The sequence below is a fragment of the Ruegeria sp. AP12 genome (assembly GCF_056540025.1).
On record NZ_JBQFVZ010000001.1, the window covers coordinates 855,913 to 882,869 of the forward strand.

The following is a 26,957-nucleotide window of genomic DNA, read 5'->3' on the forward strand; positions in this document are numbered from 1 at the left end:
TATGATTTGCGGGGGGCGGCATTCTGTGCCGCCCCCATGTTTCTTCTCTTCCCGATCAAGACCTGTGGGGGCGTTATGCCGATAATTTGGCTTTTTCTGATTGTCTTGGCGATTGCGGCAGTCGGTTATGTGTTGGGGCGGTCTCGCGCCTTGCAAAGCGCCGGGGGCGACAGTCGGGAACTGCATTCCCTTCCGTCCTTTTACGGTGCCAATGTCGCGCTGAAGGTGGTCATACCTGCCTTTGGGTTGTTGATCGTGTGGCTGCTGGCGCAGCCGTTATTCGTGAACTCTCAGATCTCTGGGATGATCCCGGACTCGGCCATTCAGGAAGGCTCGTCGCGCGGGCTGGTCATGGCCGAAGTGCGCCGTACCGCGTCGGGGCTGGATGCCGCCATCACTCAGGGTCAGCTGGACGAGGCTGTCGCCCAAAACCCAAGCGCGGATGTCGCCGACATCACGCAACTTTTGAAAGACGCCGGGCAGGTTGTGACATCGACCATCACGCAACCGGTTCTTCAAGCCGCGCAACGCTATCGCGTGATGAATGCAAGCGGCTATCTGGTGATGACGATCGCTGTGATCCTTGTTGCACTGGCAGGGGCAGCCGTCAGCCTGGTGCAAACCAATGCCAGCTATCGCGCGCGAAATGTGGTTGAGCAGGGCGTCCGCGTTTTGCTACTGGCCGCCGCGTCCATCGCCATCCTGACAACCGTTGGCATCGTTCTGTCACTGGTCTTCAATACGTGGGAGTTCTTCCGACTATACCCCGCCTCTGATTTCTTCTTTGGCACCACCTGGGCCCCCAGCTTTTCGGGTCGGGGTGGCGCGTCGGATCTTGGCATCCTGCCGCTGCTGTGGGGCACGCTGTATATCTCGGTCGTTGCCTTGCTGGTGGCGGTGCCGATTGGCCTGTTCGCTGCGATTTACCTCAGCGAATATGCCTCGCCCGCCGTTCGTTCGATTGCCAAGCCGCTGCTCGAAGTTCTGGCCGGTATCCCGACCATCGTCTACGGCCTTTTCGCCCTGCTGACTGTTGGCCCGATGCTTCTGGGTGTCTTCGGCGATGAAGGTTTGGGCTGGATGAAAGCCGGTACGGCTGTGATGACCGCCGGTCTGGTCATGGGCATCATGCTGATCCCGTTTGTCTCATCCTTGTCAGACGACATCATCAACGCCGTGCCACAAGCGATGCGCGACGGGTCCTATGGATTGGGTGCCACGCAGTCCGAGACCATTCGTCAGGTGGTTCTGCCTGCCGCATTGCCGGGGATCGTGGGGGCCATCCTGCTGGCAGCCTCGCGCGCCATTGGTGAGACCATGATCGTGGTTCTGGGGGCAGGGGCCGCAGCGCGGCTTAGCCTGAACCCTTTTGAGGCGATGACAACCGTCACCGCGAAAATCGTAAGCCAGCTGACCGGTGATGCAGATTTTGCCTCGCCCGAAGCGCTGGTTGCCTTTGCGCTTGGCATGACACTGTTCGTTGTCACGCTGGGCCTGAACGTCTTTGCCCTTTACATCGTGCGCAAGTACCGGGAGCAGTACGAATGACCGACGCAAGCATGCAAACCTCTGAGCCGCGTCGCAAATCTGTGTCGCTCACGGCGTCAGACGCACATACCCGCAAACGTGCCAATGCCGAAAAACGCTTTCGCGCCTATGGGATCGTGGCCATTGCCACCGGCCTGTTCTTTCTGCTCGTCCTGTTCGCCTCGATCCTGTCCGAAGGGATCCCGGCCTTTACCCGGACCGTTGTCAGCGTGGAATTCACACTGACCGAGCAGGAACAGGAAGAAGCCGAAAGCACCTTGTTCAAGACCAAGGCCTATTCTGACCTGTTCATCGCGGCCTTGAACAAAGAGCTGGATGAAAGCGGACTTGAGGTCGATTTCGACGAGGCCGCGATTGAGCGTCTTCTGGGTAAAGTCGGCGGAACCATTCGGACGTTCTATGCGGACAACCCGGATCAGTTGGGCCAACCGGTTGAGTTTGATCTGGCAGCGTCCAGCCGGGTGGACGGATACTACAAGGGCCGAGTGTCGCGCGACAGCATTCAGGACAGCCGCTTCCTTCAGAAAAGCGACCTGGATCTGGTGGATGCGCTGGAAGAGGTCGGGATCATCAAGCAGGTCTTCAACTGGCCCTTCATCACCGGCGCAGACTCGGGCGTGGACAACCCCGGCGGTGCTGGTATCGGCGCCTCGGTCGTGGGTTCGTTCTTCATGATGCTGGTCGTTCTGGGCCTGTCCCTGCCGATTGGTGTGGCGGCATCGATCTATCTGGAAGAATTCGCGCCGCAGAACAAGTTTACCGATCTGATCGAGGTAAATATCTCGAACCTCGCCGCTGTTCCGTCGATTGTGTTCGGTATCCTCGGTCTGGCTGTGTTCATCCAGTTCATGCACCTGCCGCAATCGGCCCCGCTGGTCGGTGGTCTGGTGCTGACGCTGATGACATTGCCGACGATCATCATCTCGACCCGCGCGTCGCTGAAGGCGGTTCCTCCGTCGATCCGCGATGCCGCACTTGGGGTAGGGGCCTCGAAAATGCAGGCGGTGTTCCACCACGTGCTGCCGCTGGCTGCGCCCGGTATCCTGACCGGAACCATCATCGGTCTGGCGCAGGCTTTGGGAGAAACCGCGCCGCTGCTGCTGATCGGGATGGTAGGCTTTGTGGCCCGTGGCTACCCCGACGGCTTCCTTGCTGGCTTTACCGAAGCAAACTCGGCCATGCCCGCCCAGATCTACACCTGGGCCGCCCGCGCCGATGTGGGTTTCTACGAAAAGGCCTGGGGCGGGATCATCATTCTGCTGATGTTCCTGCTGACCATGAACATCATCGCAATCATCCTGCGCCGCCGCTTTGAACGCCGCTGGTAAAAAGGGGCTATACTATGAACGACATGTCGCGAGTGGAGAGACAAGTGGACACCAATGAAATCAAGCTGGAGTGCCGGGACTGCCAAGTCTACTACGGCGACACCCACGCCATCAAAGATGTGAATGTCGACATCGAAGACAAAACCGTCACCGCGTTCATCGGCCCGTCGGGCTGCGGCAAGTCCACCTTTCTGCGCTGCCTGAACCGGATGAACGACACAATCGACGTGGCGCGCGTTAAGGGCAGTTTCAAACTGGATGGCGAAGACATCTATGACAAGCGCGTCGATCCGGTGCAATTGCGCGCCAAGGTCGGTATGGTGTTCCAGAAACCGAACCCGTTCCCCAAGTCGATCTATGACAACGTAGCCTACGGCCCGCGCATCCACGGCTTGGCCAAGAACAAAGCAGAACTGGATGAGATCGTTGAGAAATCGCTGCGCCGCGGTGCAATCTGGGACGAGGTCAAGGACCGCCTCGATGCCCCCGGCACCGGCCTGTCGGGTGGTCAGCAGCAGCGCCTGTGCATTGCTCGCGCCGTAGCGACTGAGCCGGAAGTTCTGCTGATGGACGAGCCATGCTCGGCGCTGGACCCCATTGCGACCGCGCAAGTCGAGGAACTGATCGACGAACTGCGTGCGCAGTATTCAGTGGTGATCGTCACCCACTCGATGCAACAGGCCGCGCGCGTCAGCCAGAAAACCGCGTTCTTCCATCTGGGCAACCTGGTCGAGTTCGGAGAAACCGGCCAGATCTTCACCAACCCCGTAGATCCGCGCACGGAAAGCTACATCACAGGCCGCATCGGCTGAGCACAGGTATTCAGATATGACCGATATGAGCGAACAACATATTGCATCTGCTTTCGATCGTGACCTTGAGGCCATCCAGGCGCATATCATGAAGATGGGCGGCTTGGTCGAAGCCGCCATCATGAGCGCCGCCCGCTCGCTTGAATCCCGCGACGTGGAACTGGCGCAGGAAGTTCGGCAGGGTGACAAGGCCATCGACGCGCTGGAAGAGGTGATCGACGAGGAAACCGCCCGCCTGATCGCACTGCGCGCGCCAACAGCCAGCGACCTGCGTCTGGTTCTTTCAGTGTTGAAAGTATCCGGCAACCTCGAACGGATCGGTGACTATGCCAAGAACATCGCCAAGCGTACCACGGTTCTGGTCGATGCAGGCGAGGTCAACGGCAGTGCCGCCGCCCTGCGCCGCATGGCGCGCGAAGTCGAACGGATGCTGCGCGACGCCCTGGACGCCTATATCCAGCGCGATGCCGAACTGGCGACCGACGTCATCAACCGTGATGAAGATGTCGACCAGATGTATAACGGCCTGTTCCGCGAGTTCCTGACCTATATGGCCGAGGACCCGCGCAACATCTCGGCCTGTATGCACCTGCATTTCATCGCCAAGAATATTGAACGGATGGGCGATCACGTTACCTCGATTGCCGAGCAGGTGGTCTATCTGGTCACGGGTGAACGCCCGGCCGAAGCGCGGCCCAAGGCCGACACCACGTCACAAACCGTCTAGGAGACGCAGAAGATGTCCGCAGATCAGCCAACTGTCCTGGTTGTCGAGGATGAACTCGCCCAGCGTGAAGTGCTGGCATATAACCTCGAGGCCGAAGGGTTTCGGGTTTCCAAAGCCGCCAGCGGTGACGAAGCATTGCTTCTGGTGGATGAAGACAGCCCCGACATCATCGTTCTGGACTGGATGATGCCCAATCTCAGCGGGATCGAGGTTTGTCGGCGGTTGAAAACCCGGCCCGATACGCGCTCGATCCCGATCATCATGCTGTCGGCGCGCTCGGAAGAGGTCGACAAGGTGCGCGGCCTTGAAACGGGCGCAGACGACTATGTTGTCAAACCTTATTCGGTTGTCGAACTGATGGCCCGCGTGCGCACCCAATTGCGGCGCGTGCGTCCGGCGACCGTGGGCATCCTGTTGGAGTTCGACGACATTGTTCTTGATTCCGAGACGCATAAGGTCAGCCGCGACAGCAAGCCGCTGAAACTGGGCCCGACCGAGTTCAGGCTGCTGAGTACCTTCATGGAAAAACCGGGACGCGTCTGGAGCCGCGAGCAACTGCTGGATCGGGTCTGGGGCCGCGACATCTATGTCGATACGCGGACCGTCGATGTTCATATCGGTCGGCTGCGCAAGGCATTGACCCAACATGGCGGTGAAGACCCTGTGCGCACTGTGCGCGGCGCCGGTTACGCTTTGGGATAACACATCAAGGGCAGGGACCTCGGACACCGGTTTCCTGCCCATGACAATTGCTTGTGGACACGTGCCAAACTCTTGCTGTTTTTTGCGGCAGACCCACGTTAGGGTGCAGCAAATCTGATCAAGCGGAGAAGCACAATGAACGCGCCTCAAACGAAACCGACCTTGCGTGCAAAAGATGCGCCGGATCTGGGTAAATTTTCGTGGGAAGACCCGTTTCGCCTGTCTGACCAACTGCAAGAAGACGAACGGATGATCACCGACAGCGCCCGGGCCTATGCTCAGGAAAAGCTGCTGCCGCGCGTGACCGCTGCTTACCAGAACGAAGAAACCGATCCTGAGATTTTCTGTGAGATGGGTGAGATGGGCCTGCTGGGCACCACGATCCCGGAGGAATACGGCGGTTTGGGCGGCAACTACGTGTCCTACGGCCTTGTAGCGCGCGAGATTGAGCGTGTGGATTCCGGATATCGCTCGATGATGTCGGTGCAAAGCTCGCTGGTCATGTATCCGATCTATGCCTACGGCAGCGAAGAACAGCGTCAAAAATACCTGCCGAAACTGGCTTCTGGCGAATGGATCGGTTGTTTTGGCCTGACCGAAGCTGATGCAGGCTCGGATCCCGCAGGCATGAAAACGCGGGCCGAGAAAATCGACGGTGGCTACCGGTTGACCGGCAGCAAAATGTGGATCTCCAACGCTCCGATTGCGGATGTATTCGTGGTCTGGGCCAAGTCCGATGCGCATGACGGCAAAATTCGCGGGTTTGTTCTGGACAAAGGGTTGAAAGGTCTGAGCGCGCCGAAGATTCAAAACAAACTAAGCCTGCGCGCGTCGATCACCGGTGAAATCGTTTTGGACGGCGTTGAAGTGGGCGAGGGTGCGTTGCTGCCGCATGTTCAGGGCCTCAAAGGTCCGTTCGGCTGTCTGAACCGCGCCCGCTATGGCATCAGCTGGGGCGTCATGGGGGCTGCGGAACACTGTTGGCACGCGGCGCGTCAATATGGGCTGGACCGTAAGCAGTTCGACAAGCCGCTTGCTCAGACGCAATTGTTCCAGCGCAAACTGGCGGATATGCAGACCGAGATCGCCTTGGGCCTGCAGGCCAGCTTGCGTGTCGGTCGTTTGTTGGACCAGGCCGAGGCCGCGCCCGAGATGGTGTCGATTGTGAAACGCAACAACTGCGGCAAGGCGCTGGACATTGCACGCATGGCCCGTGACATGCACGGCGGCAACGGCATTTCGCTGGAGTTCCACGTAATCCGCCACATGGTCAATCTGGAGACCGTGAATACTTACGAAGGCACGCATGATGTCCATGCGCTGATACTGGGGCGTGCTCAGACGGGGTTGCAGGCGTTTTATTAAGCCTTGCGCCCAATCCCAAATCTGCCGCCAACCGCGCGTTTGGCGGCAGTGAGAGCAGTGTTCTGGTAAGCGTATAATCAGTATTATGTAAAATAATTTAATTTGAAAACACTGCAAAACCTTACGCTTAGCGCACATAACTGAACCACATCGGAAACGCCCCATGGATCTAAATGGAAAAACAGTTGTTGTAACCGGCGCCGCTGGCGGCATTGGCAAAGGTCTGGCTCAGCGGTTTGCGCAGGACGGTGCAACGGTCGTGTGTTCGGACATTGATCTTGCAGCCGCACAAGCCGTTGCCGCTGGTATCGGCGGCCATGCCTATCCCTGTGATGTGTCCAGCGAAGCGCAGATCAAAGCTTTGATCGATCATGTTGAAAGCGAGATCGCGCCGATAGATCTGTTCTGTGCAAATGCTGGCATCCTGACGCTTGGCGGCCCGGATGTTCCGGATGACGACTGGAACAGGATCTGGACCATCAACGCTATGTCTCATGTCTGGATGGCGCGTCATCTGGTGCCGCGCATGATCGAACGTGGCAAAGGCTATGTGCTGATCACGGCCTCAGCAGCCGGACTTTTGAACCAACCGGGCGCAGCGCCGTATGGGGTCACGAAACACGCAGCCGTCGGATTTGCCGAATGGTTGTCCTTGACCTATGGCCATAAAGGCCTGGGCGTATCGGTCCTGTGCCCTCAGGCCGTGCGGTCCGAGATGACGCGCGGGCACGAGGCTTCGGTCGCCGCCATAGACGGAATGCTGGAACCCGAAGACGTCGCAAACGCCTGTGTCGAGGCCATTCGCGCCGAACAGTTTCTTGTTCTGCCACACCCTCAGGTTCTGGATTACATCCGCCTCAAATCCGCCGACTATGATCGTTGGCTGATCGGAATGCGGAAGTTAAATCAACAGTTTGTGGAAGATAACTAAACCCTCGACTGTGGCTTGCGCATCAAACCTTCCTGCGCGACCGACGCAACCAAAACTCCGTCCTGCGAATAGATCGAGCCGCGATTGAACGAGCGTCCCTGCCCTGACCACGGTGAATCCATCGCGTAAAGATGCCAGTTCTCGAAACGCACCGGCGCATGAAACCACATTGTATGATCAAGGCTTGCGCCGTTCACCTGTCCGGTGAACCAGCTTAGCCCATGCGGGCGCATTCCCGAACTCAGCAGACCCATGTCCGAGGCATATGCCAGCAACAGGTGCTGTGTTCGGGCATCAGCGGTTGCGGCGGCCCCCATGCGGAACCAGATCTGGTTGCGGTCATCTGCCACCGCCGGATTGAACGGGTCCAGATGCCCAACCTCTCGTACTTCGATAGGACGTTCGCGCATCAGTTCCTTGCGAAGTCTCTCGGGAACGCGGTCCAGGTATTTGCCCCGAAGCTCGGCTCGGGACGGATAGGTTTCTGGCCCGTTCAGTGCGGGCATCGCATGCTGATGTTCCCATCCTTCATCCTGAACATGAAACGAAGCCGACATGTTCAAAATTTGCCGCCCATGCTGAACCGCAACGACCCGACGAGTTGTAAAAGAGCCTCCATCCCGCGCCCTATCAACTTGATAAATAACTGGAATGGATGGATCGCCGGGACGAATGAAATAGGCGTGCAAAGAGTGGCAAAGCCGATCCTCAACCGTTCGATAGGCTGCGGCCAGGGCCTGGGCGATCACCTGCCCGCCAAAGATGCGGGTCGGGGTTTCGCCGCCAGACCCGGTGCCCCGGAACAGATCAACCTCAAGCCGTTCAATATCCAGAAGGTCAAGAAGAATACGTTCGGCTTCGGTCATGGTCCTGTCTCCGGAAGTGATCGTGTTTTGGGTATCAGCCGGTATCGGATCATTCAATCATGGCGGCCAGAACCAGCGCCTTTAACTCGGCCCGGGACGGATAGGAACTGGATGGCGACAATTGCGTAAAAAACACGGCTGTCAGATCGTTTTTCAGGTCGAGCCAGAAATAGGTCGAGGCCATGCCGCCCCAGCTGAAATCCCCGACCGACCCCGGCACACGCACCCTGCCCGGGTTCAGGACGACCGATCCGCCCAGACCAAAACCCATCCCCTCCATCGGTTGTTCCGCAAAACTGCTGGGGCCCATCGAGGCAATATCGCCCGGTAAGTGGTTGCAAAGCATGAAGTCTACGGTCTTCGGCCCCAGCAGACGGTGACCGTCAAAAGCCCCCCGATTGCGCAGCATTTCGACAAACCGCGCATAATCGTCGATGGTGCTGATCAACCCGCCGCCGCCGGAAAATGTGGTCGTGCGTTCAAAGGGCGATGATCCGGCCTCATCCACAAGGCGCAGAGTTTCCGTGCCCCGCTCGGCAGAGTTCAGCGCCATGGCGTCGCCGGACAAGGGCGAGTAGAGCGAGGCAAACCGGTCCCCTGCCCCTTGAGGCACCGAAAAGCCGGTTTCGGTCATCTGAAGTGGTGCGAATATCTCTTGCGCGAAGTACCGATCCAGCGGCAAGCCGGACACGATTTCGATCACGCGGCCCAACACATCCGTGCTGACCGAGTATTCCCAGCGCGTACCGGGTTGAAACGCCAGCGGAAACGCGGCCAGATCACGGATACAATCTGCCAAAAGCCCTTGGTTAGGCTTGAATAACAGATCCTGTTCATCCATCGCTTTGGGCAAAAGGCCTGGATTGAACGGATAGCTGAACCCGCTGGTATGCGTCAGCAACTGATGAAGCGTCGGCGTCGGTGCATCCTCGGTTTGATCCAGCCGTTCGGCACCGGGAATAAGCGCCTGCATCCCACTGAATTCCGGAAGAAAATCGGACAGAGGCGCATCCAGGTGGAACAGCCCCTTCTCGGCCAGCATCATCAGCCCGACCGACGTGATCGGTTTGGTCATTGAGTAGATCCGGGTCAGCGTGTCCCGCTGAAACGGCAGATTATTTTCAACACTACGCTGGCCGCAGGCGTGAAAGAACACTTCGGAGCCTTGATGTGTCAATAAAAACGCGCTGCCCGCGTATTTTCGCTGCGTGACATACCGATCCATCCAGGTGCGGATGCGGTTCAGGCGGTTTGGGTCGAAGAATGTCATGGTGAACCTGTCTGAAAGCTGCCTGATTTCACCCTATGCCAGCACCGCGAAGTTTGTCCCTTGCAATGTGCAGGCCATAAGCGATTACTTTCTATGAAAGACTGCCCCCGTCGCAGATTCGTTGCGTGCCTGTTCTAAAGATCTGCCGACACCTTCCTCTGGAGTACCGACATGGCGCAAACCATAGATTTCGTTTACGATTTTTGCAGCCCGAATGCGTTTCTCGCGTATAAAATGCTGCCGAAAATCGCCAAGGGGCACAAGGCGACGGTCGTGCCGGTCCCGGTGATGTTGCCGGTTATCTTCAAATCCACGCATAACCAAAGCCCGTTCGAGGCTTTTTCAGAAAACCGTCAGAAATCATCCTATCTGACCCATGATCTGCATCGCTTTGCCCGCCGTCGCGGCGTAAGCTTTCACATGAGCCCGCATTTTCCGGTGAACACCAAATTCGCCATGCGCGGCGCGTATTATGCGTCTGGAAAGCCGTGGGAAAACAAATATATAGACGCAGTATTTGATGCGATTTGGGTGCACGGTCAAAAGGTCGATGAGCTGAATGTGTTGTCCGAGATCCTGCGCGAGGCCGAACTGCCCGTCCGCAAAATCCGCGAGGCCATCGCCGCGCCCGAGACCAAGCAATTGCTGAAAGAGCAGACCAAAGACATCGTCAGACGCGGTGCCTTTGGTGTTCCCAGCATGTTCGTGGGGTCCGAGATGTTTTTTGGCAAGAACAGCCTTGCCAATCTCGACCTTGAACTTTCTCTGAAAAGTTAAATGCTTGACGACCCAACCTAACGTTGTTCCAGCGCGGCCAGCCCGTGTTGCGCGAAGATGGGAACATAGGCTCCGAACGCCTGGGCGCGTTTTGGATCGGACGCGTTGCCATCCAGCGCGCGTTTGTAGACGCCCTGCAAAATCCCCGCCATCCGAAAGAAGTTAAAGGCCAGGTAGAAGCCGAAATTGTCGATCCCCGGCAGACCGCGCCGTTCGCAATATTGTGCGATAAAGGCCCGATCACTAGGCAGGCCCAGAGCTTCCCGGTCGATTCCGGCCAGCCCGCGCCCCTCCTTTCCCGGAGGCATTTGCCACTGCATGATCACGGCGGCCAGATCTGCATAGGGATGACCGATGGTCGACAATTCCCAATCCAGAACACCGATGCAGTCGGTGCCGTCTGCGGCGAACATCAAATTGTCGATGCGATAATCACCATGCACCAGCGTCCGCTGCCCATCATCCCGCGGAAGTGACGCCTCTAGCGCATCAATCAACCTGTCCATGTCCGCAATGGTCGCGGTTTCGGATGCGCGGTATTGCTTGGTCCAGCGTGAGATCTGGCGTTCGAAATAGTTCCCCGTCGGGCCGTAGTCAGTCAGACCAGCGGCGTCGATGTCCACCATATGCAACTCTGCCAGAACCCGGTTCATTTCGTCGATGACCGCGCGGCGGGCATCGTTGCTTTCGCCCTCCATCTGCGGCTCAAGAAAAACCCGGCCTTCCAGATGTTCCATTAAGTAGAAGGCCGATCCGATCACCGAATCATCCTCGCACAGTAACAGCATGCGCGGCACCGGAACGCGGCTGTCTGCAAGGGCGCGTTGCACCCGGAACTCTCGATCCACCGCATGGGCGGATTTCAGCAGCACACCCGGGGGTTTGCGGCGCAAAACGTACGACTGTTTTGGGGTACGCAACCGGAAGGTCGGGTTCGACTGGCCGATGGCGAATTTCGTGGCGTCCAGCGGACCTTCATACCCCGCCAGATGTTGGGACAGGTAGGCGTCGACAGCATCCAGGTCCAGATCGGTTTCGGTGCTCATAACTGGCCCTCGCACTTAGAACGCGGCTTCAAAGATATTGCCAGCGGTCACAACGTTAATGCCACCTGACACCGGGATAACCGCACCGGTCACGTAACTGCCACCGCGTCCGCACAGAAACAGCATACAGCCCGCAATATCCTCGTCCCGGCCCACGCGGCCCAGAGGGACGGATTTGCCGACCTTGGCGCGAGTATCTTCGTCCGCTGTGGCAAAAGCTGTCATGCGCGACACGAACGGCCCCGGGGCCAGGGCGTTCACGGTGACATGGTAAGGCGACAATTCTTTCGCCAAGATTTTGGTCAGGTGCAGCACCGCAGCTTTGGACGCCGAATAGCTATAGGCCCCATCGCCCATCGGAACCTCACCCATGACCGAGCCGACATTGACGACCCGCGCAGGATCTTCGGCGGTGCCGGATTTCATAAGCAAGGGCAACAGTTTCTGGGTCAGATCGAATATGCCAGCAACGTTGACGGACATGACCTTGTCCCAAGCGTCATATGGGAACTGCCCCATTGGCGCGCCCCAGCTAACGCCGGAATTATTCATAAGAATATCAAGGCGGTCAGTGCGCGCATTAATGTCCGCAACCAGCGCGTCAATCCCTTCCTGGCTTCCCAGATCCCCGCCAAATCCAACCGCGCCGCCCGGTGCATCCAGCGCGTTCAACTCTTCGGCAACTGCTGCGCAGGCATCGCCTTTGCGCGAGGCGATCAGGACATGGGCCCCGGCCCGGACCAAAGCCTCGGCCGCCATGCGCCCGATGCCGGTTGCACCACCTGTCACCAGCGCGGTTTTGCCTTGCAGCGAAAATAGGATCTCGGGGGTCATGGTCTGCTCCTCACTGACATCTGTGGGCAGGTGCCGTTGCGGGAACCAAGGGGATGGCCCGTTGACAACACATGATCCTGCACCAAAGCTTCCTGTGACAGAATAACAGAGACATCAGGGTCAACATGCAAGCATTACTCAGCGTCGCGCCCGGCGGGCCCGAGACTTTGGAACTGACCACCCTGCCCGATCCAACCCCCGGTAATGGCGATCTGTTGATCGGAGTGAAAGCGGCTGGCGTGAACTTTCCCGACACGCTGATCATCCGCGATCTGTATCAGATGAAGCCCCCGCGCCCCTTCGCCCCCGGCGGAGAAATTTCCGGAGAGGTTCTGGCCGTCGGTGAAGACGTCACCGGATTTGAACCGGGTGATCGGGTGCTGGCGCTGACTGGTCACGGCGGATTTGCGACGCACCTGACACTTAAGGCTGCGACGGCGATCAAGATCCCGGACGAGATGCCGTATGAGGACGCCGCCTGTTTCATTTTCACCTACGGCACCTCGTACCACGCTCTGAAAGACCGCGCGCATCTGCAATCCGGCGAGACACTCTTGGTTCTGGGCGCGGCCGGAGGCGTCGGTTCGGCCGCGATTGAGTTGGGTAAGGCCATGGGCGCGCGGGTGATTGCGGCGGTGTCGTCGCAGGACAAGGCCGAGTTTTGTCGTCAGGTCGGCGCGGATGAGACCATCGTGTACCCGAAAGACATGGACAAGCAGGCGCAAAAGGACTTCTCCGGCCAGATCAAAGCATTGGCCGGGCCAAATGGTGTGGATGTCGTCTATGACGCGGTCGGAGGACCCTTTGCCGAGCCCGCCCTGCGCAGTATGGCGTGGAACGGGCGCTTTCTGGTTGTCGGCTTCCCGGCAGGGATACCGAACATCCCGTTGAACCTGCCCTTGCTCAAAGGGTGTCAGGTCGTTGGAGTATTCTGGGGCGCGTCCGTATTCCGTGACCCAAAGGGGCACGCGGAAAATGTTGCCGAGTTGTTTGGCCTCTATGCTGCGGGACACATCAAACCGCGCATCAGTGATCGATTCCCGCTGGCCAAAGCCGGACAGGCGCTGGATCTGCTGGCCGGGCGTTCGGTTCTGGGAAAGCTGGTCGTCACACCCGGTTCAGACTGAAATTCGCGCTGAACAAGCGGCACAAGATCACAGCCCGGGGCGCTTATGCTGCAATGCGACACAGCGCAGTAGACAATCTGGCCTATTCATGTCTATGAACCTGTAATGGGGATAGTAAAGACATGAATAACGTTCTGGTTTTGAATGGTCCGAACCTTAATTTGCTGGGCACGCGCCAGCCCGAGGTTTACGGCAGCACCACCTTGCAGATGGTCGAGGATTTGTGTGTCGAACATGGTGCGTCCATCGGTCTGAACGTCACGCATTTCCAATCCAACCACGAAGGCGCGTTGATCGACGCGATTCATGCGGCGCGGCGCGCGCAGGACGGTCTGGTTCTTAACGCGGGTGCATACACGCATACCTCTATCGCGCTGATGGATGCGATTGCCTCTGTCGAACTTCCGATGGTCGAGGTTCATCTGTCCAACATCCACGCCCGCGAAACCTTTCGCCATACGTCCTATATCGCAAAGGTAGCACTGGGGCAGATTTGCGGGTTCGGGGCGCAGAGCTATGTTCTGGCGCTTGACGCGCTGGCCGCCCATTTGGGGTCAAGAGGTGCCGGATGACTCTGAAAGAATACCTGCATTTCGTAAGCTACGCCAAAACCCTGGAAGAGTTGTGGGACGCGCATTGCCGGCAGATGGCTGAATATGGCTTTGACCGGCTGATTTATGGCTATACGCAGTTCCGCACAGAAACCTCGCTGGGCGACCCCGAGGATTTCGTGATCCTGACCAATCACTGCCACAACTACGTGGATGGTTTTCTGAAGGGCGGACTGTACTTCCATGCCCCGATGCTCAAATGGGCGCTGGACAACGAAGGCGCTGCCAGTTGGCGGATGATCCAGGACATGATGTCCAGCGGTCGTATGACGGCGCAGGAACGCAAGGTCTTTGAGTTCAACAAGTCGATGGGCGTTGTGACGGGCTACACGGTTAGCTTCAATTCCGTCTCAATGCGGTCGAAGGGTGCGATTTCACTGTCCGCAAAAGGTGGGCCAAGTCAGAATGAAGTTGACGAGATCTGGGCAGAGCATGGCGAAGACATCCTGTTGATGAACAACATGGCGCATCTCAAGATCCTGACCCTGCCGTATAATCCCCCGAACCGGGCGCTTACCAAACGACAGCGCGAGGCGTTGCAATGGGTCGGGGATGGCAAGACGACTCAGGACATTGCGCTGTTGATGGGGCTGACCTCGGCCACCGTGGAAAAGCACCTGAGGCTCGCGCGCGAGTCGCTTTCGGTTGAAACCACGGCGCAAGCGGTCCTCAAGGCCTCGCTACACAACCAAATGTTCATCATGGAGGCCTGATGTCGTTGATTTCTGACGCTAAACTGCGTCAATTTACCTTAGGTAAGGAAATCATGACTTCCGGTTCACGCGATAAAGTTGCAGATTGATATTGTTCCGTGAGTGGTGGCTTTAGCCAGGGAACACATCGATCAGATCTTTGCAATTTCAGAGCTCTCTGGTCACTCTGACACTGAGGCGCCTATTTGTCCGCGTCACGAGGTCGGAAATTTGGGGGGCCTCGACCATCCCCATCATGCGGGGCCCTCCATCCTTCTTCCTCTTGGTTTGCGTCGGCCTGACGTTGGCCAAAAAGAAAACCGGTTACGCTGGGCGTAACCGGTTTTTTTGTTGTGTCGGGCCTCTGACGAGGCCCTGAATGGTCGCTTAGCCTTGCGCTGCTTTGGCGACTTCGGCTGCGAAGTCTTCTTTTTCGACCACGATGCCTTCGCCAACTTCCAGACGGATGAAGCCGGTGATGGTTGCGCCCGCTTCTTTGGCCGCTGCTTCAACGGTCAGGTCAGGGTTCACAACGAACGACTGGTTCAGCAGAGTCGATTCCGCGACGAATTTCTTCATGCGGCCTTCGATCATCTTCTCGATCACCTGCTCCGGCTTGCCGGATTCGCGGGCGATGTCCATCTGAACCTGCTTTTCCTTTTCGACAACAGCCGGATCCATGTCCGCTTCGGACAGGGCCGCCGGGTTCACAGCCGCGATGTGCATCGCAACCTGCTTGCCGATTGCTTCGTCGCCACCGGTCAGCGCGACCAGAACGCCGATTTTGCCCATGCCGTTGGTGGCTGCGTTGTGGACGTAGGACACAACAGTGTCGCCCGACAGCTTGGCCATACGGCGTACCGACATGTTTTCGCCGATGGTGGCGATCTTGTCGGTCAGGGTGTCGGCAACGGATTTGCCACCCAGATCAGCGGCCAGCAGCGCGTCAACATCTGCAACGCCTTCGGCTGCGTAAGCGATCTTGCCAACCATTTCCTGGAACTCGGCGTTTTTCGCAACGAAGTCGGTTTCCGAGTTCACTTCGACAGCAACACCGTTGCCACCGTTGACGTGAACAGCAACCAGACCTTCTGCTGCGGTACGGCCCGATTTCTTGGCCGCTTTGGCCAGACCTTTGGTGCGCAGCCAGTCAACGGCTTCGTCCATGTTGCCGCCGGTTTCGGTCAGCGCTTTTTTTGCGTCCATCATGCCTGCGCCGGTTGCGTCGCGCAGTTCTTTAACCATTGCTGCTGTGATTGCCATCTCTTGGCTCTCCTCAATTCAAACGGAATTGGGGCAGGTCATACCCTGCCCCATATGTCATTTACGTGACGGGCAGCTTACGCTTCGGCAGGTGCTTCAGCTTCTTCTGCAACGGCTTCTTCAACCGGGGCTTCTTCGAACTCGCCCAGGTCAACGCCTGCGGCACCCAGCTGAGCGGTCATGCCGTCCAACGCGGCACGGGCTGCCAGATCGCAGTACAGAGCGATGGCGCGCGCTGCGTCGTCGTTGCCGGGGATGATATAGTCAACGCCGTCGGGCGAGCAGTTGGTATCGACAACGGCCACAACCGGGATACCCAGCTTGTTGGCTTCGGCGATGGCCAGTGCTTCTTTTTTGACGTCGATGACGAACAGCAGGTCAGGAACGCCGCCCATCTCGCGGATACCGCCCAGCGACGCCTGCAGCTTGGCCTGGTCACGTTCCATGCCCAGACGCTCTTTCTTGGTCAGGCCTTCGGCGCCTGATTCCATCGCTTCGTCGATCTGGTTCAGACGGTTGATCGACTGGGAAACGGTTTTCCAGTTGGTCAGCGTGCCGCCCAGCCAGCGGTGGTTCATGTAGTACTGAGCCGACTTTTCAGCGGCTTCGGCGATCGGGCCGGCGGCCTGACGCTTGGTACCAACGAACAGAACGCGGCCACCTTTTGCAACGGTGTCACGAACGGCCTGCAGCGCCTGGTCCAGCATCGGAACAGTCTGGGTCAGGTCCATGATGTGGATGCCATTGCGCGAACCATAGATGAACGGGCCCATGCGGGGATTCCAACGCTGTGTCTGGTGACCAAAGTGAACGCCAGCTTCCAGCAGCTGACGCATGGAGAACTCGGGAAGAGCCATGCTATTTTCCTTTTCCGGTTTACGCCTGGGCGGGGGTGAAAGAAGCGGATGCTCCAACCGGCGGTCTTGATGAGGATGTCTCCCTCAAAAAGCCCAAACCCCACCTGCGGGTTTGAATGGCGCGCGTATACGGCAGGTTTTGATGCAGTGCAAGGGCCTTTTGCCCTTATTTTTCAAGCCGCGCCAAGCTGTGCGCATGCCGCACAGCCTCTTCACAATGCGCCGCCAGCGCCTTGCGGTTTTCAAAGTCGCTGACCTTGGCGGGCGCGTGGTAAATCAGTTCGACCGAACCCTGACGCCGTGCGCCGAGTGTCTTGAGAAGGTGCGGACCGAACTCCATATCACCCCACCAGCCATAGAACCGATCCGGTTGCTCCTTTGGCGCGTGAAACACGACGGAAACAGGCTGCACATACATAAAATCACGCAGTTCATCTGCGAAGAATGCCGCGAAGAGCGTTGTTTTAAATGGCAAAACCCGCAATCCATCGGTCGAAGTCCCTTCGGGGAAGAACAACAGTTTGTGTCCGGCCTTCAGGCGAGACTCGAACACTTTGGTCTGCTCGCGCGCCTTTTTTGGGTTCCGCTCGATAAATACGGTTCCGGTCGAACGGGCCAGCCAGCCGATTCCGGGCCATTTCGCGACCTCGGCCTTGGACACAAAGTAAATCCGCTTGCGCGCGTTCAGGGCGAAGATGTCCAGCCAGGACGTGTGGTTCGCCACCACAGCTCCGCGCTGCTGCATCAACTCGCCCGACGTTCGAAAACCGATACCCAGAAACCGGAGTGCATTGCGGCACACAAATTGCGCGATGAACGGAGTAATCGGACGACGAACCCCGAAGAGAGGGAGTTCGAACAGGCGAATGGTCAGAAGGACGATCAGGCCCCCAAACACCAAAAGCGCCAGAGGCACCCCGCGCAAGATGACAAGAACCCAGCCCAGCGGACCCAGATTGATCGGGTCAGGTGCCTCGTCACTATTCCACAATGGATCGTTCACGCCGGTTATGCCCCACCATAGATGCGTTTTTGCCGCTCGTTCATACGGGCGGTATCCAGGATCAGGCAAACATCCGTGGTGTTGAACGCATGGTCGATAAAGGCCCCCTCGCCCACAAATCCACCCAAACGCAAATAGGCTTTGATCAGCGCGGGCACCTGCACCATCGCGGCGCGGCGGTCGAGGTCTTCGGGCGCGACCAGATCCATCGATTGAAACACGTCCGGCTGTGCCCGCACCCGCAGATCCTCGGGGGCCAGATGGTTGTGGTGCAGCATGGACAGGGATTGCGCGAGGGGTTGAACATCGGTGCCGTGAAAGCTGGCGACGCCGAACAGAACTTCGATCCCGCGTTCGTTCACATAGGCGGCCAAGCCATTCCACAGGTGATACATCGCAGTACCACCGCGATAATCTGCATGCAGGCAGGACCGGCCCAATTCCAACAGCTTGCGTCCGCTTTGCTTTAAGACGGTCAGATCATACTCGTCTTCGGAATAGAACTGCCCGATTTCCGCAGCACGTTCGCCCGGTAACAGCCTGTAAACGCCCACAACTTCGCCACTCAGGTCGTCAATGGCCAGCATGTGATCGAAATACGGGTCGAACTTGTCCTGTTCCAGACCCGCGTCGTGATCGACCATCTCGCCGCCGCCGCCCAGTTCGCGCACGAACACATCATAGCGCAGCCGTTGCGCGGCGCGCAGGTCATCCTCGGTTTCGGCGAGTTTGATGGTAAATGAGGGGCCTGTATCCGGCATGTCTATCCTTTGAATTGCCCCCGGCTGATACCGCAGGTTTTCACGTAAAGGCAACACGGCCACATCTGGTGTTCAGCGTTAACCTTTCCTAAACCAGTTTCACGGATCAAAGACCGGCACCAGGGCAATGCGTGTCCCGTCGATTACCACTTTCCCCTGCTCGCGAAAGTTAACGGTGATCTTGCCTGCGATGTTGGACTGCACCTGTCCGATACCCCAATCGGGGAAATCCGGGTGGCGGACATACATGCCCGGTGCAAGAATGGCATTGAGGTCTGACATTTGGGCTCCGGTCCGGTGGCAGATACAGCAGGAGGTACGCATGGGCGCTACGGACGTCAACCTGGCCGAGCTGATCGGCTCGCGGATCTGTCACGATCTGATCAGCCCGATTGGGGCAATCACCAACGGATTGGAACTGTTGGACATGGTTGGCGCAGTGCAGGGCCCCGAGATGGAGTTGATCTCGGGCAGTGTTGGCAGCGCGGGCGCGCGTATCCGGTTCTTTCGGGTGGCGTTCGGGTCGGCCAGCGATCAGCCGCTGGGGAAGACCGAAGTCGCTGAATTGCTGAAGGATATCGAACGCGCCGGACGTGTGCGGGTGAACTGGAACCTGACCGAGCCGGTGCCGCGCAATCAGGTCAAGCTGGCCTTTCTGGCGCTGATGTGTTGCGAAAGTGCGATGCCCTTGGGTGGCGAGGTCGAGATTTCAGTCAATGGTACCGGCTGGCAGGTGACCGGGACGGCGGACAAGTTAAATGTCGACCCTGATCTTTGGAAGAACGTCACAACGGGGCGGTTTCCCAAAAAGATCACGCCCGCGCAGGTGCAGTTTGCCCTTCTGCCGGAGACGGCGACCGCGATGGGGCGGCGGGTTAGCGTAGAAACCAACTCAACCCGCGCCGCCCTTCGGTTTTAGGCGCGGGTTGTGCCGTTGCCGCGCACCAGGTACTGAAAACTGGTCAGTTGCGCCGCGCCCACCGGTCCGCGCGCATGCATCTTGCCGGTGGCAATCCCGATTTCAGCGCCCATCCCAAATTCACCACCATCAGCAAACTGGGTTGAGGCGTTGTGCATCAAAATCGCACTGTCGAGCCGTTCGAAGAAGCGCCCTGCGGCAGCAGTGTCCTCAGTCATGATACAGTCGGTGTGGTTCGAGCCGAACTGTTGGATGTGCGCAATCGCCGCGTCGATATCGGCAACGGGTTTGGCAGCGATGATGCTGTCCAGAAACTCTTTGCCCCAATCATCGGCGGTGGCTGCGACGGTCCCTTCTGTGGCCAGAGCGCCCTCGGCATGGACCTCGACACCCGCTGCAATCAGCGCCGCGATCACGTCACGCCCCAGCGTGTCTACGACATCTTGATGGACCAGAAGACACTCAGCCGCGCCGCAAATTCCGGTCCGGCGGGTTTTTGCGTTCAGCACCACGTTCAGCGTCTTTTGCGGGTCAGCGGCTTTGTCGATGTAGATATGCACGATGCCTTCCAGATGCGCGAAAACCGGAACGCGCGCCTCGCGTTGAACCAGCCCGACAAGGCCTTTGCCGCCACGGGGTACGATGACATCGACGTAATCGGTCATGGTCAGCAATTCCTGAACCGCGGCGCGATCCCGGGTCGGCACCAGTTGAATCGCATCCTCAGGCAGTTTCGCGGCCTTCAACCCTTCGACCAGACACGCGTGGATGGCAGTTGAGGAGTGGAAGCTTTCGGATCCACCGCGCAGAATCACCGCATTCCCGGATTTCAGGCACAAGGCCCCAGCGTCTGCCGTCACATTGGGGCGGCTTTCGTAAATCACGCCGATCACACCCAACGGCGTGCGCACCCGCTGAATATTCAGGCCCGAGGGCATGTCCCATTCGGTGATCACCTCACCCACAGGGTCGGTCTGGTCCGCGACAGTGCGCAGCCCGTCAACCATGCCCTGAATGCGGGATTCGTCCAGCATCAGGCGATCCATCATTGCGGGGCTCAGGCCCTTGTCACGACCAAACTCCAGATCTTTCTTGTTGGCCTCGATGATTTCCGCACGGTTGGCCCAAACGGCCTCAGCAGCCGCGATCAGGGCCGCATGTTTGCGCTCGGCGCTGGCAAAGGCCAGTTCGCGCGCAGCCTCTTTGGCGCGTTTGCCAAGGTCGGCCATCAGGGCGGGGATATTGTCGAGGTCCTTCATATCATATGCCTTTCTGCGCCATTACAGCGCCAAATCATCCCTGTGGATCAGCGCCGCGCGACCGGGATAGCCCAGCGTCGCCTCAATCTCCGAGGATTTGCGCCCCTTGATCGCGTCCGCTTCCTGCGCGGTATAGCGGCTGATCCCTTGCGCCAGTCGCCGCGCCTGCGGGTCGAGGATTGCAACGGGGTCGCCGCGCCCGAAATCTCCGGTGACTTCGACGATACCGGCGGGCAGCAGGCTGTTGCCATTGGCCAGCGCTTTTGCGGCACCCGCATCCACCTTGATCTCCCCACGTGGTTTCATGGCTGAGATCCAGCGCTTGCGGGCTGCATGCGGGTCCAACGTCGCCGTGAACCACGTGCAGCTCGCGCCATTTTCAAGCAATTTCAATGGGTTGAGGGGCGATCCTTCGGTTATCGCCATGTCACAGCCCGCCGCAGTCGCCATTTTGGCGGCCAGCAACTTGGTCTTCATCCCGCCTTTGGACAGGCCGGACCCGGCATCGCCTGCCATCGCCTCAATCTCGGGCGTGATGGTGTCGATGGTGTCATAGCGGGTGGCCGAGGGGTCTTCGTTCGGATTGCCGGAATAGAACCCATCGACGTCGGACAGAAGGATCAGCTGATCGGCCCCGACCGTCACCGCGATTTGCGCGGCCAGACGGTCATTGTCGCCATAGCGAATCTCGTCCGTGGCGACGGTGTCGTTTTCATTGACGATGGGCACAACACCCAGCCCCAACAAAGTCTCAAGCGTGGCGCGCGAGTTCAGATAGCGCCGCCGATCCTCACTGTCCTCCAGCGTAACCAGCACCTGAGCCGTGGTGATGTCATGAGGGGCAAGCGCCTCTTCATAGGCGCGCGCCAGCCTGATTTGACCCACTGCCGCTGCCGCTTGCGATTTCTCCAGTGGCAAGTCTGCCATCGGCAATCCCAGAACGCCGCGACCCAATGCGATTGAGCCGGAGGACACCAGAATGACATCCGCGCCCTGCCCCTTGAGCCACGCCACGTCCTGCGCCAGTGATTTCAGCCAGTCCGAGCGCAGCAAACCGGTGTGCCGGTCCACCAGCAAGGCAGACCCGATCTTGACCACCAAGCGGCGTGCTGCGGTCAGGGTTGCCAAGACTGAGCCTCCTCAGCGGGCTTTTGGCGCAGGCGGTTTTCGTCGATCTGCGCGCGCAAGGCCCGCAGCACTTCGGTCACGCCGAGATGAGCAACACCTGACATGGTCATGACGGGGCCACCAACTGCCTCTTCAAGTTCGGCCTTGATCAGGTCGCGTTCTTCCTCGTCCAAAGCGTCGATCTTGTTCAGCACGGTGATGCGCGGCTTGTCCGCCAGCTCTCCGCCGTAGGCTTCGAGTTCGGTGATGATGGTGCGATAATCTTCGACCACGGTTTCCGAGGTGCCATCGACCAGATGCAGCAGAACCGCGCAGCGTTCCACATGTCCTAGGAACCGGTCGCCGATCCCCCGCCCCTCATGCGCCCCTTCGATCAGGCCGGGGATATCGGCCACGACGAATTCGACGTTATCGACGCCAACAACACCCAGATTGGGATGCAGCGTCGTAAACGGATAGTCGGCGATCTTGGGCCGGGCATTCGACGTGGCGGCCAGAAAGGTCGATTTGCCCGCGTTGGGCATGCCAAGCAGACCCACATCCGCGATCAGCTTCAGCCGCAGCCAGATGGTGCGGTCAATCCCCGCCTGCCCCGGATTTGCGCGGCGCGGGGCCTGGTTGGTGGCCGATTTGAAGTGCAGGTTGCCGAACCCGCCATTGCCGCCCTTGGCCAGCAGGAACCGCTGTCCAACCTCTGTCAGGTCGCAAATGACGGTCTCTTCATCCTCGTCCAGGATCTCGGTCCCGATAGGCACGCGCAGGATAATGTCGTCACCATCCTTGCCGGTGCGTTGCTGACCGCGACCGGGTTGGCCGTTCTTGGCGAAGAAATGCTGTTGATAGCGGAAGTCGATCAGGGTGTTCAGCCCATCCACAACCTCGGCCCAGACAGACCCGCCCTTACCGCCGTCCCCGCCATCGGGTCCGCCGTATTCGATGTATTTTTCGCGTCGGAAGCTGACGCAGCCGCTACCGCCGGCCCCGGACCGGATGTAGACCTTTGCAAGATCGAGAAATTTCATGTCAGTCCCCTACTGCAAAGGCCCCATCGGCCACAAGTCAGAGTTTTTTACTATAGGTCCAGGTGGGCACATTTGCGTCGCGCGCCACCGAATAGCTTTCGGCGTCCCCCAGATATTCAAACCCGCAATGGGTCAGCACCCGGGCCGAGGCCGGGTTGTCCTGAAACACGCTGGCGAACATGGTCGAGTTTTCCAGCGGATTCGCCAGAACCAGAGCCTCGACCGCCAAGGACGCGATGCCTGTGTTCCAGTAAACCGGAGCGACCCAATAGCCGACCTCGGACTGGTTGCGATCCAGCCGCTGCAACGAGATCAGGCCGATCAGTTCAGGCCCGCCATCCTTGGTGGCGTCCATCGCCCAGACGTCTTCGTCCCGGTCTTCGGCCATCGAACGGGTCACAAAGGCCTCAATCGAGCCCGGTGGCAATGGGTGCGGAATCGACGTCGTCATCCGCGCCACGCGCTCATCGCCTGCATAATGTTCAATGAGACCCATATCCGACCGGCGCAGGGGGCGCAGGTCGAACCGCTCGGTTTCGATGACCGGCTGATTGATTATCGTCTCAAGTTTCATGAGTGCGTTCCTCCTCCGAACAACACAAAAAGTACGGACGCAACGGTTAAACTGGCTAACGTCCACATCAGATATTTTTCCGCAGGCCGACCTTCAACCGTCTGGGCGATCCGATCGCCTGCAAAAGTCCAGACCGGGTGCAATAAGACCTGACAAAACAACAGGCAAAGAGCGATTGTTAACGTCGCTTCAAAACTTGATGTGCCCGCGGCCACAAAGCCCGTAAACCCGGCAATGATCATCGCCCAGGCCTTGGGGTTCAGTGGGTGAACGATCAGCCCGGCCAGAAAACCCGGCACTTGCGTGTCAGCGTTTCCGCGCGACAGCCGCAGATTGGCAATCTTCCACGCCAGCCAGATAATATAAGCGGCCGAGGCATATTTCAGCACCTCAAACACCAACGGCGCCTGATCGGCCACCTGCATCAGCCCGAACCCAACAGGCCAGATGATCAACTGCTTGCCCAGAATAACGCCGCCCACAAAAGGCAACGCCGCCCGAAAACCATAGCGCGCACCTGTTCCCAGCAGGACCATATTGGCTGGTCCCGGCGTGCCGACCTGGCTGGCGGCAAAGATCAGGAAACTAGTGGTGGCGACTGTCATTCGGGTGGTCAATCACGACTGCGTTAAAACGAAAAAGGGACCGGCACTTTCTGCCGGTCCCCCATGAATTTTTTATTAACCTTATGGGTTTCGGCTTACTCTGCGGCCTCCGCCACTGGCAGGACCGAAATGAAGGTGCGGTTTTTCAGTCCCTTGTGGAACTTCACGGCGCCATCGGTGGTTGCAAAGATGGTGTGATCCTTGCCCATGCCTACGCCTTCGCCCGGCCAGAACTTGGTGCCGCGCTGACGTACGATGATGTTGCCTGCGATGGCTGCCTGGCCACCATAGAGTTTCACGCCAAGGCGACGACCCGCTGAGTCGCGACCGTTACGGGAGGAACCGCCAGCTTTTTTATGTGCCATTCTCTCTCTCCTTAGCCCTGAGCCAGCTCTTTGGCTTGCTCAACCCATTCGGGTTTCACTTTGATGGTGTCGATAGCAGCAATCTGCTCGTCCGACAAGGCGGCCAGAGCGGCAAAGCTCTCGATACCGGCTTCGGCCAGCTTTTTGGCAGCGGCAGGGCCGACACCGTTCAGCGCGGTCAGATCGTCAGAAGCAGCGGCAGCCGGAATTTCTGCTTTTGCAGCAGCTTTTTTGGCGGGCTTTGCAGCCGGAGCCGCCTCACCTGCCGGTGCCGAACCGGTTGCAGCTTTGATGCCCGACTTGTCAGCGCCCGACGACAGGATGTCGGTGATTTTGACCAGAGTCAGCTTCTGACGGTGGCCAACGGTACGCTTCGAGCTGTGCTTACGACGGCGCTTGACGAACTTGATGACCTTGTCACCTTTGATCTGTTCGATCACTTCGGCCTGTACGCCTGCGCCTTCAACGAAAGGTGCACCAACAACCGGAGCGTCACCGCCCAGCATCAGAACATCGTTGAATTGAACTTTTTCACCTGCGTCGGCAGCCAGTTTTTCAACGCGGAGGATATCACCCGCCTGAACCTTGTACTGCTTGCCGCCAGTCTTGAGGACCGCAAACATGCGTCTTTCCTTTTCATACCCGCGTTCTGTGGTCCCCGTATGGGTGTTGCCGGCTTTCGCCACCTCGAACAGCGCGCCCTTTTCGGGCTGTGTGACGACCCCGGGACAATCCCGATGGGTCAAATAATAACGAGACCCGGCGCGGAAAACCGGCCGGGATGCGCGCTTATCCATAGATTGCGTGGCAAAGTCAACACCCAACCGGGCCTAAAGATCCGGGGCGTTCAGAACCTGTGCAACGGCCTCGCCCAAGCGGAAGGAAATTCCATCGAACATCCGGTCGAACCCGTCAAACAAGGCGTCGTTCAGGGCCTTACCCGTCTCGGTTCGGGAAAAGGCAATGTATTCGCGCATCTGCGTCTCGTCCAGCGGGGCATAGGCCATCAGCAGAAAGGAATAGACCCATGAGGTCGTATCTGCGGTAACCGCATCCTGTTCGGCCAAAAGCTGCGCCAGCAACTCGGCATCGTCAGAGCTGGGGCCGTATTCCAACCCCTTGAAGAAATTGTAATCGGCACTCAGCGCGCCCTGAACGTTCAGGTCAATCAGATCGTTTACCTGTATAAACTCGTCCACCAGTTCATAATGCACGTCGTCCTTCGAGGCATTTTCATAAGCCTCCCGTGCCATATCCTCGATGGTTTCATCCAGAAATGCCCGCCGGGCCGAGTTTTCCAGCGTGATAATGGTCTGTCCCAGGTCGCTTTCGAAAAACACGATTGCCTGATCCAGTTGAGCATCGGTCAGTCCGACCTCAAAAGCGTCGGTCATCCGGTTGCGCATCCAGACAGGGTCAAAGATGTCCTCGACCTGCGCCTCAAAGAACTCGCCACCGGAATTGTCCAATAGGGTCTTGTCCAGTTCCTGCCGCTGGGTGTCGCCTTCGTCGACAATAATGTCCATCGCCTGCATTAAATGCATGGCCAGGGCCAGCCGTTCGACCTTTTCACTGGCAAAGCCGGGCGCAACCCAGAAAAGCAGCGCGGGAATAAGTGTCAGCAGACGCATCATATGTCTTGCGCGGGGTGCAATTCAGCCATTCGGGCTGCCAGAACTTCGAACCGCATGGCCATGATCTCGTATTGGATTGCGTTCAGCAATTCGTAGACTTCCTGCATCAGAGGGTGTTCCAGCGCCTCGACATAGTCATCCACTTCGGCGTCCGAGAAGCTCTGATAGGTATACGCAGCCCCCGCCAGCCCCGACAATTGCAGCGATTGGCGCATCCCGGCCTCATTGTGTTTGAGCATTTCCCGCAACTCATCCGCGCTCAGCTGCAATTCGATAACGCCCGAAGCGCTTGCCGCCAGCAGAAACCGCACCTGAATCTCCTGCAAGGCCCGCAATGCAGTCCCCGACGAGTCAATCGCCGCGTTCATGCGCTTGTAGCTTTCAACCCGTGGCGACCCCGCCTCGACCAGCGCGGCAAAGATCTGCTGTCCTTCCAGTTGCTTGCCGTCCTCATCCTCTTTCAGGTGCGAGGCATTTTCGGCCACGACCAGGCGCTGACCCAGATCCGAGGCATAAAAGTCAACCGCATGGTTCAAAGCCTCGTCATTCAGGGTCTGCTCAAGGATCGACACGGCTGTTTCATGCATGCCCTCGGTGTCGAACACCTCTTCCGTCAGGCGCGTCCAGTCCGAGCCGAATCCGTCCGGGTCTATTCCAAGCATTTGCGGTGCCGACCCGGACGCAAGTGCGATGCTTTCCAGGGCAACGTCAAATCCCGTGGTGGTCAGAAAAGCCTCAATCCGGTCACGATTGGCTGCGGCCACAAGTGAAGGCAAAAGCAACAGCGCGATAAGCGGGGCCAAAAACGAAAGAGCAAGGCGTTGGGCATGATGTGTCATACCCATCAGCCTAGGTGTTTTGATCCGGCAGGCAATGGAAAATCACGGCTTTCTGAATTTGAGGAATTTTCTGCTTGCACCCCTGCCCGTTC

The 26,957-nt window shown here is 58.5% G+C and carries 30 protein-coding genes; 12 read left to right on the top strand and 18 right to left on the bottom strand.

Annotated features, from left to right (window positions below):
* Positions 1-75: 75 nt before the first annotated feature.
* The 7 genes from pstC to ACR0E6_RS04330 all read left to right on the top strand — a co-directional run bounded on the left by pstC (position 76) and on the right by ACR0E6_RS04330 (position 7,413).
* Complete coding sequence (gene pstC / locus ACR0E6_RS04300) at positions 76-1,548, top strand: phosphate ABC transporter permease subunit PstC (RefSeq protein ID WP_170519766.1); 1,473 nt, start codon at positions 76-78, stop codon at positions 1,546-1,548.
* Positions 1,545-2,876, top strand: a complete 1,332-nt coding sequence (gene pstA, locus ACR0E6_RS04305; protein ID WP_480581156.1) for a phosphate ABC transporter permease PstA — start codon at positions 1,545-1,547, stop codon at positions 2,874-2,876. Before pstC ends, pstA begins: the two co-directional genes overlap by 4 nt.
* A 23-nt stretch (positions 2,877-2,899) precedes the next feature.
* On the top strand, positions 2,900-3,688 hold the full coding sequence (gene pstB, locus ACR0E6_RS04310) for a phosphate ABC transporter ATP-binding protein PstB (RefSeq protein ID WP_480582213.1): 789 nt from the start codon (positions 2,900-2,902) through the stop codon (positions 3,686-3,688).
* Positions 3,689-3,713: 25 nt separating this feature from the next.
* Complete coding sequence (phoU, locus tag ACR0E6_RS04315; protein ID WP_170450675.1) at positions 3,714-4,415, top strand: phosphate signaling complex protein PhoU; 702 nt, start codon at positions 3,714-3,716, stop codon at positions 4,413-4,415.
* A 12-nt stretch (positions 4,416-4,427) separates the two neighbouring features.
* Positions 4,428-5,117, top strand: coding sequence for a phosphate regulon transcriptional regulator PhoB (gene phoB / locus ACR0E6_RS04320; RefSeq protein ID WP_170450676.1), 690 nt, complete (start codon positions 4,428-4,430; stop codon positions 5,115-5,117).
* Between the two features lie 135 nt (positions 5,118-5,252).
* A complete protein-coding gene (locus ACR0E6_RS04325; protein WP_170450678.1) occupies positions 5,253-6,482 on the top strand; it encodes an acyl-CoA dehydrogenase in 1,230 nt (409 codons plus the stop codon).
* A gap of 163 nt (positions 6,483-6,645) precedes the next feature.
* Entirely contained in the window at positions 6,646-7,413 is a 768-nt protein-coding gene (locus ACR0E6_RS04330) for an SDR family oxidoreductase (RefSeq protein WP_480581159.1), read from the top strand.
* Here the strand turns inward: ACR0E6_RS04330 and ACR0E6_RS04335 are convergent.
* Both ACR0E6_RS04335 and ACR0E6_RS04340 read right to left on the bottom strand, forming a co-directional pair.
* Positions 7,410-8,279 carry an acyl-CoA thioesterase gene (locus tag ACR0E6_RS04335; protein ID WP_170450682.1) on the bottom strand — a complete coding sequence of 290 codons (870 nt, stop codon included), beginning with the start codon at positions 8,277-8,279 and terminating at the stop codon, positions 7,410-7,412. The genes ACR0E6_RS04330 and ACR0E6_RS04335 overlap by 4 nt on opposite strands.
* Before the next feature lie 49 nt (positions 8,280-8,328).
* Positions 8,329-9,549, bottom strand: a complete 1,221-nt coding sequence (locus tag ACR0E6_RS04340) for a serine hydrolase domain-containing protein (RefSeq protein ID WP_480581162.1) — start codon at positions 9,547-9,549, stop codon at positions 8,329-8,331.
* A gap of 171 nt (positions 9,550-9,720) precedes the next feature.
* Between ACR0E6_RS04340 and ACR0E6_RS04345 the strand changes: the two genes are divergently transcribed.
* Complete coding sequence (locus ACR0E6_RS04345; RefSeq protein WP_170630037.1) at positions 9,721-10,326, top strand: 2-hydroxychromene-2-carboxylate isomerase; 606 nt, start codon at positions 9,721-9,723, stop codon at positions 10,324-10,326.
* 17 nt (positions 10,327-10,343) lie between these two features.
* On the opposite strand, the gene ACR0E6_RS04350 is transcribed toward ACR0E6_RS04345, so the two are convergent.
* On the bottom strand, positions 10,344-11,372 hold the full coding sequence (locus ACR0E6_RS04350; RefSeq protein WP_480581165.1) for a phosphotransferase family protein: 1,029 nt from the start codon (positions 11,370-11,372) through the stop codon (positions 10,344-10,346).
* A 15-nt stretch (positions 11,373-11,387) separates the two neighbouring features.
* Positions 11,388-12,206, bottom strand: a complete 819-nt coding sequence (locus ACR0E6_RS04355; protein ID WP_480581167.1) for an SDR family oxidoreductase — start codon at positions 12,204-12,206, stop codon at positions 11,388-11,390.
* A gap of 125 nt (positions 12,207-12,331) precedes the next feature.
* Here ACR0E6_RS04355 and ACR0E6_RS04360 point away from each other — a divergent pair, with 125 nt between their 5' ends.
* The 3 genes from ACR0E6_RS04360 (at position 12,332) to ACR0E6_RS04370 (ending at position 14,657) form a co-directional block, all read left to right on the top strand.
* The gene (locus ACR0E6_RS04360; RefSeq protein ID WP_480581170.1) at positions 12,332-13,333 is read left to right on the top strand and encodes an NADPH:quinone oxidoreductase family protein; all 1,002 of its coding nucleotides are present in this window, start codon (positions 12,332-12,334) and stop codon (positions 13,331-13,333) included.
* 122 nt (positions 13,334-13,455) lie between these two features.
* A complete protein-coding gene (aroQ, locus tag ACR0E6_RS04365; RefSeq protein WP_480581172.1) occupies positions 13,456-13,905 on the top strand; it encodes a type II 3-dehydroquinate dehydratase in 450 nt (149 codons plus the stop codon).
* A complete protein-coding gene (locus ACR0E6_RS04370; RefSeq protein ID WP_480581175.1) occupies positions 13,902-14,657 on the top strand; it encodes an autoinducer binding domain-containing protein in 756 nt (251 codons plus the stop codon). The genes aroQ and ACR0E6_RS04370 overlap by 4 nt, the downstream gene beginning before the upstream one ends.
* Positions 14,658-15,023: 366 nt before the next feature.
* Here the strand turns inward: ACR0E6_RS04370 and tsf are convergent, their stop codons facing one another.
* From tsf to ACR0E6_RS04395, 5 genes are all read right to left on the bottom strand, one after another.
* Positions 15,024-15,899, bottom strand: a complete 876-nt coding sequence (gene tsf, locus ACR0E6_RS04375; RefSeq protein ID WP_480581178.1) for a translation elongation factor Ts — start codon at positions 15,897-15,899, stop codon at positions 15,024-15,026.
* A gap of 77 nt (positions 15,900-15,976) precedes the next feature.
* Positions 15,977-16,756 carry a 30S ribosomal protein S2 gene (gene rpsB, locus ACR0E6_RS04380; RefSeq protein ID WP_170450699.1) on the bottom strand — a complete coding sequence of 260 codons (780 nt, stop codon included), beginning with the start codon at positions 16,754-16,756 and terminating at the stop codon, positions 15,977-15,979.
* A 166-nt stretch (positions 16,757-16,922) separates the two neighbouring features.
* Complete coding sequence (olsA, locus tag ACR0E6_RS04385; RefSeq protein ID WP_480581181.1) at positions 16,923-17,759, bottom strand: lyso-ornithine lipid O-acyltransferase; 837 nt, start codon at positions 17,757-17,759, stop codon at positions 16,923-16,925.
* Between the two features lie 5 nt (positions 17,760-17,764).
* A complete protein-coding gene (gene olsB, locus ACR0E6_RS04390) occupies positions 17,765-18,520 on the bottom strand; it encodes an L-ornithine N(alpha)-acyltransferase (protein ID WP_170450703.1) in 756 nt (251 codons plus the stop codon).
* Positions 18,521-18,619: 99 nt separating this feature from the next.
* On the bottom strand, positions 18,620-18,802 hold the full coding sequence (locus ACR0E6_RS04395; RefSeq protein ID WP_170450705.1) for a DUF3553 domain-containing protein: 183 nt from the start codon (positions 18,800-18,802) through the stop codon (positions 18,620-18,622).
* A 40-nt stretch (positions 18,803-18,842) separates the two neighbouring features.
* Here ACR0E6_RS04395 and ACR0E6_RS04400 point away from each other — a divergent pair, with 40 nt between their 5' ends.
* Positions 18,843-19,439: a histidine phosphotransferase family protein gene (locus tag ACR0E6_RS04400; protein ID WP_480581184.1), complete on the top strand. Its 597-nt coding sequence runs from the start codon at positions 18,843-18,845 to the stop codon at positions 19,437-19,439.
* Here ACR0E6_RS04400 and ACR0E6_RS04405 read toward each other — a convergent pair.
* The 9 genes from ACR0E6_RS04405 to ACR0E6_RS04445 all read right to left on the bottom strand — a co-directional run bounded on the left by ACR0E6_RS04405 (position 19,436) and on the right by ACR0E6_RS04445 (position 26,865).
* The gene (locus ACR0E6_RS04405) at positions 19,436-20,698 is read right to left on the bottom strand and encodes a glutamate-5-semialdehyde dehydrogenase (protein WP_480581187.1); all 1,263 of its coding nucleotides are present in this window, start codon (positions 20,696-20,698) and stop codon (positions 19,436-19,438) included. The genes ACR0E6_RS04400 and ACR0E6_RS04405 overlap by 4 nt on opposite strands.
* A 21-nt stretch (positions 20,699-20,719) precedes the next feature.
* Positions 20,720-21,826, bottom strand: a complete 1,107-nt coding sequence (gene proB / locus ACR0E6_RS04410; protein WP_480581189.1) for a glutamate 5-kinase — start codon at positions 21,824-21,826, stop codon at positions 20,720-20,722.
* Entirely contained in the window at positions 21,814-22,848 is a 1,035-nt protein-coding gene (obgE, locus tag ACR0E6_RS04415) for a GTPase ObgE (RefSeq protein WP_170621802.1), read from the bottom strand. The genes proB and obgE overlap by 13 nt, the downstream gene beginning before the upstream one ends.
* Positions 22,849-22,885: 37 nt before the next feature.
* Positions 22,886-23,422, bottom strand: a complete 537-nt coding sequence (locus ACR0E6_RS04420; RefSeq protein ID WP_170450716.1) for a GNAT family N-acetyltransferase — start codon at positions 23,420-23,422, stop codon at positions 22,886-22,888.
* On the bottom strand, positions 23,419-24,027 hold the full coding sequence (locus ACR0E6_RS04425) for a LysE family translocator (RefSeq protein WP_480581192.1): 609 nt from the start codon (positions 24,025-24,027) through the stop codon (positions 23,419-23,421). The genes ACR0E6_RS04420 and ACR0E6_RS04425 overlap by 4 nt, the downstream gene beginning before the upstream one ends.
* A 95-nt stretch (positions 24,028-24,122) precedes the next feature.
* Positions 24,123-24,392: a 50S ribosomal protein L27 gene (gene rpmA, locus ACR0E6_RS04430; protein ID WP_039535512.1), complete on the bottom strand. Its 270-nt coding sequence runs from the start codon at positions 24,390-24,392 to the stop codon at positions 24,123-24,125.
* Between the two features lie 11 nt (positions 24,393-24,403).
* Positions 24,404-25,015, bottom strand: coding sequence for a 50S ribosomal protein L21 (locus ACR0E6_RS04435; protein WP_480581195.1), 612 nt, complete (start codon positions 25,013-25,015; stop codon positions 24,404-24,406).
* A gap of 207 nt (positions 25,016-25,222) precedes the next feature.
* Positions 25,223-26,023: a DUF2059 domain-containing protein gene (locus ACR0E6_RS04440; protein WP_170519763.1), complete on the bottom strand. Its 801-nt coding sequence runs from the start codon at positions 26,021-26,023 to the stop codon at positions 25,223-25,225.
* Positions 26,023-26,865, bottom strand: a complete 843-nt coding sequence (locus ACR0E6_RS04445; RefSeq protein WP_170518569.1) for a DUF2059 domain-containing protein — start codon at positions 26,863-26,865, stop codon at positions 26,023-26,025. The genes ACR0E6_RS04440 and ACR0E6_RS04445 overlap by 1 nt, the downstream gene beginning before the upstream one ends.
* Between the last annotated feature and the right edge of the window lie 92 nt (positions 26,866-26,957).

Excerpts from the sequence above, each read along its gene's own strand:
- ACR0E6_RS04330 (WP_480581159.1), top strand. The coding sequence starts at position 6,646 with ATGGATCTAAATGGAAAAACAGTTGTTGTAACCGGCGCCGCTGGCGGC.
- olsB (WP_170450703.1), bottom strand. The coding sequence starts at position 18,520 with ATGCCGGATACAGGCCCCTCATTTACCATCAAACTCGCCGAAACCGAG.
- aroQ (WP_480581172.1), top strand. The coding sequence starts at position 13,456 with ATGAATAACGTTCTGGTTTTGAATGGTCCGAACCTTAATTTGCTGGGC.
- phoU (WP_170450675.1), top strand. The coding sequence starts at position 3,714 with ATGAGCGAACAACATATTGCATCTGCTTTCGATCGTGACCTTGAGGCC.
- obgE (WP_170621802.1), bottom strand. The coding sequence starts at position 22,848 with ATGAAATTTCTCGATCTTGCAAAGGTCTACATCCGGTCCGGGGCCGGC.
- pstC (WP_170519766.1), top strand. The coding sequence starts at position 76 with ATGCCGATAATTTGGCTTTTTCTGATTGTCTTGGCGATTGCGGCAGTC.
- pstB (WP_480582213.1), top strand. The coding sequence starts at position 2,900 with ATGTCGCGAGTGGAGAGACAAGTGGACACCAATGAAATCAAGCTGGAG.
- ACR0E6_RS04435 (WP_480581195.1), bottom strand. The coding sequence starts at position 25,015 with ATGTTTGCGGTCCTCAAGACTGGCGGCAAGCAGTACAAGGTTCAGGCG.
- rpsB (WP_170450699.1), bottom strand. The coding sequence starts at position 16,756 with ATGGCTCTTCCCGAGTTCTCCATGCGTCAGCTGCTGGAAGCTGGCGTT.
- rpmA (WP_039535512.1), bottom strand. The coding sequence starts at position 24,392 with ATGGCACATAAAAAAGCTGGCGGTTCCTCCCGTAACGGTCGCGACTCA.
- phoB (WP_170450676.1), top strand. The coding sequence starts at position 4,428 with ATGTCCGCAGATCAGCCAACTGTCCTGGTTGTCGAGGATGAACTCGCC.
- ACR0E6_RS04400 (WP_480581184.1), top strand. The coding sequence starts at position 18,843 with ATGGGCGCTACGGACGTCAACCTGGCCGAGCTGATCGGCTCGCGGATC.
- ACR0E6_RS04360 (WP_480581170.1), top strand. The coding sequence starts at position 12,332 with ATGCAAGCATTACTCAGCGTCGCGCCCGGCGGGCCCGAGACTTTGGAA.
- ACR0E6_RS04425 (WP_480581192.1), bottom strand. The coding sequence starts at position 24,027 with ATGACAGTCGCCACCACTAGTTTCCTGATCTTTGCCGCCAGCCAGGTC.
- ACR0E6_RS04405 (WP_480581187.1), bottom strand. The coding sequence starts at position 20,698 with ATGAAGGACCTCGACAATATCCCCGCCCTGATGGCCGACCTTGGCAAA.
- ACR0E6_RS04335 (WP_170450682.1), bottom strand. The coding sequence starts at position 8,279 with ATGACCGAAGCCGAACGTATTCTTCTTGACCTTCTGGATATTGAACGG.
- ACR0E6_RS04445 (WP_170518569.1), bottom strand. The coding sequence starts at position 26,865 with ATGACACATCATGCCCAACGCCTTGCTCTTTCGTTTTTGGCCCCGCTT.
- ACR0E6_RS04370 (WP_480581175.1), top strand. The coding sequence starts at position 13,902 with ATGACTCTGAAAGAATACCTGCATTTCGTAAGCTACGCCAAAACCCTG.
- ACR0E6_RS04340 (WP_480581162.1), bottom strand. The coding sequence starts at position 9,549 with ATGACATTCTTCGACCCAAACCGCCTGAACCGCATCCGCACCTGGATG.
- ACR0E6_RS04440 (WP_170519763.1), bottom strand. The coding sequence starts at position 26,023 with ATGCGTCTGCTGACACTTATTCCCGCGCTGCTTTTCTGGGTTGCGCCC.
- tsf (WP_480581178.1), bottom strand. The coding sequence starts at position 15,899 with ATGGCAATCACAGCAGCAATGGTTAAAGAACTGCGCGACGCAACCGGC.
- ACR0E6_RS04345 (WP_170630037.1), top strand. The coding sequence starts at position 9,721 with ATGGCGCAAACCATAGATTTCGTTTACGATTTTTGCAGCCCGAATGCG.
- pstA (WP_480581156.1), top strand. The coding sequence starts at position 1,545 with ATGACCGACGCAAGCATGCAAACCTCTGAGCCGCGTCGCAAATCTGTG.
- ACR0E6_RS04350 (WP_480581165.1), bottom strand. The coding sequence starts at position 11,372 with ATGAGCACCGAAACCGATCTGGACCTGGATGCTGTCGACGCCTACCTG.
- ACR0E6_RS04325 (WP_170450678.1), top strand. The coding sequence starts at position 5,253 with ATGAACGCGCCTCAAACGAAACCGACCTTGCGTGCAAAAGATGCGCCG.
- ACR0E6_RS04355 (WP_480581167.1), bottom strand. The coding sequence starts at position 12,206 with ATGACCCCCGAGATCCTATTTTCGCTGCAAGGCAAAACCGCGCTGGTG.
- ACR0E6_RS04420 (WP_170450716.1), bottom strand. The coding sequence starts at position 23,422 with ATGAAACTTGAGACGATAATCAATCAGCCGGTCATCGAAACCGAGCGG.
- ACR0E6_RS04395 (WP_170450705.1), bottom strand. The coding sequence starts at position 18,802 with ATGTCAGACCTCAATGCCATTCTTGCACCGGGCATGTATGTCCGCCAC.